Annotated in this window: 4 protein-coding genes and 1 pseudogene; 2 read left to right on the forward strand and 3 right to left on the reverse strand. The window is 32.1% G+C overall.

The genetic code is table 11. The annotated features are described in order from the left end of the window. Positions 1–307: 307 nt before the first annotated feature. Entirely contained in the window at positions 308–916 is a 609-nt protein-coding gene (gene rpsD / locus ACN4EE_RS14285; protein WP_431707128.1) for a 30S ribosomal protein S4, read from the forward strand. A gap of 114 nt (positions 917–1,030) precedes the next feature. On the opposite strand, the gene ACN4EE_RS14290 is transcribed toward rpsD, so the two are convergent. After that, positions 1,031–2,593, reverse strand: a complete 1,563-nt coding sequence (locus ACN4EE_RS14290) for a response regulator (RefSeq protein WP_431707129.1) — start codon at positions 2,591–2,593, stop codon at positions 1,031–1,033. 86 nt (positions 2,594–2,679) lie between these two features. After that, positions 2,680–3,399, reverse strand: coding sequence for an LmeA family phospholipid-binding protein (locus ACN4EE_RS14295; RefSeq protein WP_431707130.1), 720 nt, complete (start codon positions 3,397–3,399; stop codon positions 2,680–2,682). A gap of 437 nt (positions 3,400–3,836) precedes the next feature. On the opposite strand from ACN4EE_RS14295, the gene ACN4EE_RS14300 reads away from it, so the two are divergent. Continuing rightward, a complete protein-coding gene (locus ACN4EE_RS14300) occupies positions 3,837–5,594 on the forward strand; it encodes an RluA family pseudouridine synthase (protein ID WP_431707131.1) in 1,758 nt (585 codons plus the stop codon). 202 nt (positions 5,595–5,796) lie between these two features. Here ACN4EE_RS14300 and ACN4EE_RS14305 read toward each other — a convergent pair. Then, a pseudogene (locus tag ACN4EE_RS14305) lies at positions 5,797–6,000 on the reverse strand (photosystem II q(b) protein); the annotation flags it as partial.

Here is a 6,000-nt window from a genome sequence, read left to right on the forward strand (position 1 = left end):
TACTTTTTCAGCAAACCCTATTTAAAAAAATACTTTAAATAACCTAAGACGTATTTAACTTGCATTTTTTATTAATTCTTGAAAATAACTACAACTGTTACCTATTATCTAGTCTCTATTCCCTATTCCCTCTCTCAATCAGTAAACTTAGATGCGTCCTAGCTTATCTATTTTTACATTAACAAAATGTCGAGAAAAATTCCTATAGGGAGGAGTTCTTCAATCTCTATGTACTTTTTACTTTTTTAATGTAAAATAGTATATTTGGGTCTAAATATAAAAAATATATAAGGAGAAAATAGTAAGCATGGCTCGATATACAGGTCCTCGCTTGAGGGTAGTGCGTCGTTTAGGAGATTTACCCGGTTTAACTCGTAAAAACGCTCGTCGTCAGTATCCCCCCGGACAACACGGACAAAACCGCCGTAAACGCTCTGAATACGCTATCCGTCTCGAAGAGAAACAAAAACTTCGTTATAACTACGGTGTTAGTGAAACTCAATTAGTTCGTTATGTTAAAAAAGCTCGTCGAGTGACTGGTTCTACTGGACAAGTATTATTACAATTATTAGAAATGCGCCTCGATAATACCGTTTTTCGTCTTGGCATGGCACCCACTATCCCCGGTGCTCGTCAATTAGTGAATCACGGTCATATTATGGTTAATGGTAAAGTTGTTGATATTGCTAGTTATCAATGTCGCCCTGGTGATGTCGTAAGTGTTAGAAAAAGAGATCGCTCTGTTAATATTGTTAAAAATAATCTACTTAACCCCGGTTTGGCTAACCTTCCCAGTCATTTAGAGTTTGATAAAGATAATCTTACTGGTAAAGTTAATGGTGTTATTGATAGAGAATGGGTTGCTTTAAATATCAACGAACTACTTGTTATTGAGTACTACTCTCGTAAAGCGTAATTTATTATCTGTTCCAGATCAAAATTTTTCCAGTGGATCTGGAATGGAAATATATTTTAAATATTTTGTAATTTTAAATTGCTTTTTTCGTAAATAAATAGTAAAAAACTATTGTTAAATACCTAAAATAAAGTAGAAAATCGCCCCTTTATTTAGTTGAGATTCAGCCCAAATTTCCCCTTCATGAAGTTCAATTATTCTTTTGACGATCGATAATCCAATACCACTTCCTTCAAAGGAGGTATCTTTATGTAATTTTTTAAAAGGAATAAATAATTGGTCTGCTAATTCTGGGTTAAAACCAATACCATTATCTTTAATATAATAGATACTCTTATTTTTAAATCTAATACTAGAAATGTTAGCTAATTCTATTTTATTATTCCAGAGTTTTTCCGTAGGTTTTATTTCTCCGAATTGTATAATAGTTTCTTCTTTTTTTTGAGTATATTTCCACGCATTTTTGATTAAATTTTCTATAGCTATATTTAATAATTTTCGATCGGCATTAATCATCACATCATCTTGAATTTTACTAGAAAAATTGATTCTTTGCTCTTGATTTTGAAGATAATTTAAGATTTCTTTTACTAATTGAGATAGATTAAAAGATATTGGTTTAATAGATTCTATTTTTAATTGTGATAAGTGAGTTATTCCTTCTAAAACCTTCATGGTTCTTTCACAGGAAGTATTAATAATTTCAATTAGTTCTTTCTCATTATCTGAACCTTTATTATCAATTTCTTCCTCTAATAAACTACCTGCAAAATTGATATTGTTAATATAATTTCTCAAATCATGGACAACACTACGAGAAAAAGTTTCTAAATCTAAATTAATTTTTTTTAACTCTAATTCTGTTTCTTTTCGATGGGTAATATTTTTAATAGTAACGGCACAACCATCCCCTAATTTAACGGCAATAAAATGAAACCAATATTTTAAAGAATCGCATTGATAATATAAATCAGTAGTAAGAGGTTTTCCTGTTTCTACTACTTCAATAATTGAATGAAATAATTTATCATCGAATTTTTCAATTATTTTTCGGATGCCTATTTTACCAATTAAATCACTTTTATCTTTACCTAAAACTTTAGCAATGACAGGATTAACTATTAAACAACGAAAATCGATTATATTCCCCGTTGCATTTTCTCTCACGGCTTGTATTGCAGCTATACCATCTAAAGAACTATTTAAAACACTAGATAAAACTGCTCTTGATTGATGTAAAATTTCTTCTGTATATTTTCTTTGTTCAATTTCTTTTTGTAGTTGTTGTTTTTGCCTTTGAATAGTTAATTGACTTTCAATTCTGGCTAAGACTTCTTCGACATGAAAAGGTTTAGTGACATAATCAACTCCGCCCACTTCAAAGGCTTTTATTTTATCAAGAGTGTCATCTAAGGCACTGATAAAGATAACAGGAATTTCAGCCGTTTTATGATTAGATTTTAATATTTGACAAACTTCATAACCGTCCATTTCAGGCATTTTTATATCTAAAAGAATCAAATCAGGCGGTGCTATTTGTGCTGCCCTTATAGCTGTTTTTCCGTTAATAGCTTTTCTAACTTGATAATTTTTTTCTACTAAAATTTGTGATAAAACTCTTAAATTATCAGCTAAATCATCAACTATTAAAATATCTTTTTTATGATTGTTTGTCATTTTTAATGGGTTTATTTACTTTAGTTTTGATATAGATATAGCTTTAGCTTTTACTGAGTTTTTAATTCTTAATTCTTAATTATTAATTATTCGCTAATTACTTTAATTTTACCTCGACAGGATAAATTCTGGGAGGTTAAGATTAGTTTTTCTAAGGTGACATCGTTACCTAAGTCAACTTCAAAGTTATTAATAATACAATTATCTATAGTAGGAATACCTATAATTTCTATGGGATTAAATAGCAGGGTTCGATCGTCTTTTAAGGTTAAACTAGATGTAATGGTGAGGGTGAATTTCTGTTCGATCGAATTGGTTAAAAAAGCAGTTAGGATGAACTTATCATCTTTGAGAGTCATATCATGCCAAAAAAATTGATATTGAGCGATAATTTCTTGATAATTAGGTATATTTTGATGATGTAAAAGTAGACTAACTAAATCGATTAAACCTTGATGGATGAGAGTTGATTCTAAAGAAGTTTGTAAATCATTATGGGTTAATAAAATTTCGCCATAGACAAAAATAGGATGTAAAAGTTTTAAAGATTTTCCCCTTAATATTCCACCTAAATTAACAGCAATATTTTCTGTATTAACAGAGGCTTGACTAACATGAATACCCTGATAAATAGCTTTAGTAGTTTCAAGGGATACTTGATTAATTTTCCCCGTCAAAATTTGTTTATCTCCTGCATGAATTTCCATGTTTAAATCTTCAACGGTTTCTAATTGACTACGCAACCAAAACTTAATCGCTGGAGTGAGGAAACGAGAGATAATTTCTGATTTACTTTTAATTGCCATGAATATTGAAAATTGATTTTAGATTTGTCTGGATTATGCCCAGTTTAAATGATAAGCTAAGATGTAAGTGAGTAAGTAAAATTAATTGTACATTTTATTTTTCTAAAAGCTATGTTAACAATGGGTTTGAAGCCATTGCCTCTATACAATTAATTTTGCATGAGTACTTATCTAAGTTTACTCATAAAGATAGACTGATGCAATAGAAAAAAATTCACCTGTTTTTTAAAACTTGACTATAACATTTATAAAAATCAAATTTTTGATTGAAAATAACCAAATTTTAATAAAAAACAATGTTTATGAAATCACTTTAGTAGATTTTTGCTGTTAGCTTCGTCAATTTATTGCGAAGTGGGTTATTGCACAAAACTATAAGTTAAATAGGTGTAAATTTGTTACAATAATTGCCATTCAATCTTTTTCCTATAAATGCAGTGAATTTTTCAACAAAAATATATCCTTTAACGGATTTTGTCACGGAAGAAGACATCACCGCAAAAAATACCGTTACTTATTACTATGAGGGAATTTGCCCTAAAACAGGAGTTAATTTACAATTACCTCGCACTATTTTGGCGGAAAAAGTCGCTTTAAGTTTATGTCGTCAACTGAAAAACACTTCTTTTCATACCGTCAAAGGAAAAATGTTAGGGGTTTTGATTGTCAAGGATAAACAAGGCAAATTAGGAATGATTAAAGCCTTTTCTGGTTTGTTGAATGGCAAAAAAGATGTTGATGGTTGGGTGTCTCAAATTTCGAGTAACTCGATGATTGCCTTAGCAGAAAATCTCACCCTGAAGCAGTTAGATAGTATTAAACAGGAAATTCTTATCCTTGAAAGTTTAGCTTTACGTCAAGATTATGAAAATTTAAAGTTAGAATATCAACGACAATGGCAAAATTTAAAAGCTATTCATAGCCAAAGAAAGCAAATTAGGGATAAAAGACGAGTTTTTGCTGATTATATCCAAGAAAATCCCATATTACTGTTAATTATCTTAGAGTTGTTGATTATAAGTCTCAATCATCAAGCAAAAGAAGCAAAGTTGGTTTATTTGTTACTGAGGGATTCGGATATAACGACTTTAACGGATGGTTTACAGCAAGAAAGTCGCCGAGATGATTGGCAAAGACGCACTTTAAAACATCAATGGCAAGAAAAGTTAAACCCTTTAGAATCACAAGTTAATGGGGCTAATCAACAAATTCGACAACTGAAACAACAACGCAAGGAGTTGTCTAAACAGCTACAGGCACAAATGCAAACAGCCTATACTATTACTAATTTTGCTGGAGATAGTTTAAGTGTTGGTAGGTTATTAGGTAAAACTTTTATTCCCACTGGTACGGGGGATTGTTGCGCCCCTAAACTGTTACATTATGCCTCTACTCATCATTTGCAACCAGTGGCGATGGCTGAATTTTGGTGGGGAGAGTCTTCTCCTAATGGGGAAAAAGTGGAAGGTAATTTTTACCCTGCTTGTCTCGATCGATGTCAACCGTTAATGGGCTTTTTGTTATCGGGTTTACCCAACTTTACAGCGAGGGTGAAAGAAGAATCCATACCCATTATTTATGAAGATGAATGGCTATTGGTAGTGAATAAACCTGAAGGCTTGTTGTCGGTATCTGGTAGAGGAAGCCAAAATTTTGATAGTGTGGAGTCTCGTTTTAGACAGATTGCCACGGCTAAATCTAATTTTCAGTTTACAACAGTCCATAGATTAGATCAAGATACTTCAGGTATATTAATTTTGGCAAAAACGAAAGAGACTTATATTCATCTTTCTCAACAGTTTGAGCAAAGACGAGTGAAAAAAATCTATGAAGCTATCCTAAAAGGACTTATTTCCATAGAGGAGGGAGTGATTGATTTACCTTTATGGAGTAACCCTTTAACTCGCCCTCGTCAAAAGGTTAATTATCTTCACGGTAAGCCTTCTGTTACTTATTTTGAGGTGATAAGCAGGAAAAATCAGGAAACAAGATTGCGGTTAAAACCCCTCACGGGAAGGACTCATCAATTAAGAGTCCACTGTTTAGAAGGCTTAGGCTTTCCCATTAAGGGCGATCGACTTTATGATGATAAGGGAGATAATAATAAGAGGTTGTATCTTCATGCTAAGGAAATTACTTTTATCCACCCCCATACTCAACAATTATTAAACCTTAAAACTATTACCCCTTTTTAATTCTATCCGCTCCTGAATCGCTTCTAAATAGGGTTTGCTGAATAAATCAGAAAGCTATAAACAATCAAGGCTTTAGTCATTAACAGTCAATGAGATTTTAACACAAACGCCAAAAAACACCCCCTAAATTAATAGAGAGTGCCTTTTAGTAGGTTGGGTTAATAACCCAACACTATTATTTAGTTGTTTCCAACCTTAGGGATTAACCGTTGATTACGGGTGCAGATACTGCATCAGCAGAAGCTAAATCTAAGGGGAAGTTGTGAGCATTACGTTCGTGCATTACTTCGATACCGATGTTAGCACGGTTTAATACGTCTGCCCAAGTTCCAATTACATGACCTTGGCTATCTAAGATAGACTGGTTGAAGTTGAAACCGTTTAAGTTGAATGCCATGGTGGATAC

It is taken from the genome of Geminocystis sp. CENA526 (assembly GCF_050753365.1).
GTDB lineage: Bacteria > Cyanobacteriota > Cyanobacteriia > Cyanobacteriales > Cyanobacteriaceae > Geminocystis.

Bases quoted from the DNA above. Each gene is read 5' to 3' on its own strand.
- rpsD (WP_431707128.1), top strand. From the start codon at position 308: ATGGCTCGATATACAGGTCCTCGCTTGAGGGTAGTGCGTCGTTTAGGA.
- ACN4EE_RS14290 (WP_431707129.1), bottom strand. From the start codon at position 2,593: ATGACAAACAATCATAAAAAAGATATTTTAATAGTTGATGATTTAGCT.
- ACN4EE_RS14295 (WP_431707130.1), bottom strand. From the start codon at position 3,399: ATGGCAATTAAAAGTAAATCAGAAATTATCTCTCGTTTCCTCACTCCA.